The organism is Nocardia sp. NPDC003726 (genome assembly GCF_053586955.1).
On the sequence record NZ_JBSFNF010000064.1, the window covers coordinates 1 to 1,454 of the forward strand.

At 65.6% G+C, this 1,454-nt stretch carries 1 protein-coding gene; it reads left to right on the forward strand.

Annotated features, from left to right (window positions below):
• Window positions 1-220: 220 nt before the first annotated feature.
• Window positions 221-1,435 (forward strand): IS110 family RNA-guided transposase, encoded by a 1,215-nt coding sequence (locus ACWDMM_RS33760; protein ID WP_357113207.1) that lies wholly within the window; start codon window positions 221-223, stop codon window positions 1,433-1,435.
• Window positions 1,436-1,454 lie beyond the last annotated feature (19 nt).

Below are 1,454 nucleotides of genomic sequence, written 5' to 3' on the forward strand. Positions count from 1 at the left end.
TCCCTAAGTTTGTAGGTGTCTGGGGTTGGTGCCCTGGATGCCCAGAGCGGTGGGGTGTAGCTGATGGGTGTTTGTCTCTTGCGAGGCTGGAAAGGACTGGCTGCCCCGCCGCGCTGGACGCTCCGGCTGCTGATTGAGAGCTTGTTGCGGGTCGTCGCTGTTTAGGGATCTGTCGGCGGGGTTGTCCACGGGCGTGAGCTGCGAAGTCAGGAGCACGTGGGTGAATATTCGCCCGGAGATATGGGTCGGGATCGATGTCGGCAAGCAGGCGCATCACGCGTGTGCGGTCGATGAGACCGGCAAGACGGTGTTCAGCCAGAAACTCGGCAACGACCAGGCCGCGATCGAGGCGTTGATCGCCCGCGCCGGTCAGTCCGCCGACCGGGTGCGGTGGGCGATCGATCTGACCAGCCCGATGGCGTTGCTGTTGATCACTGTCCTGCTGGGTGCCGATCAGGCGGTGACGTATGTGCCGGGTCGGGTGGTCAACACCATGACCCACGGCTTCCGTGGCGAAGGGAAAACCGATGCCAAGGACGCGAAGGTGATCGCCGAGACCGCTCGCATGCGCCGCGACCTGAGCCAGGTCGTGATGCCCGACGAGCTGGTGGTCGGATTGACCCAGTTGACCAGCTACCGCACCGACCTCATGTCCGATTGGGTGGCCGGGATCAACCGGCTGCGTTCGCTGCTCGGGTCGATCTTCCCGGCGTTGGAGGCCGCGTTCGACTACGCGAACCGGACGCCGTTGATCCTGGTCGCCGGGATGTGCACCCCCGCCGAGATCCGTTACTTCGGAATAGGCGGTGTCGCAACATATCTCGCCGACAACGGCGCCTGGAAGCCGGGGATCGGCAAGACCGCGGTCGCCGCGGTCGATGCCGCGCAGCGGCAGACCCTGGCCCTGCCCGGCGAGGCCGACACCGCGATGCTGGTCAAACGCATCGCCCGCAAACTGTTGGACCTCGACCGCGAGATCAAGGACACCGACAAACTCATCACCACCCGATTCCGCGCGCACCCGTGGGCGCGCATCATCGAATCCCTGCCCGGGATGGGACCGGGGCTGGGCGCGGAATTCCTCGTCGGCACCGGCGGTGACCTGGCCAACTTCGCCAGCGCGGGACGATTGGCCTCTTACGCCGGCCTCGTTCCCGTTCCCCGTGATTCGGGCCGGGTCTCGGGCAACCTGCACCGGCCGAAACGCTACAACCGGCGCCTGCGCAGGGTGTTCTACATGGCCGCCCTGTCCAGCCTGCGCTACGACAACGGGCCCTCGCGGCGGTTCTACGACCGCAAACGCAGTGAACGACAAATCCATACCCAAGCCCTTCTAGCCCTGGCCCGCCGCCTGGTCGATGTCCTGTGGGCACTGCTGCGCGACGGCCGCGAATTCAGCTTCGACACGCCGATACCGGTGGCCTCCGCGACTTGACACGGTCATTGAGAGTCCT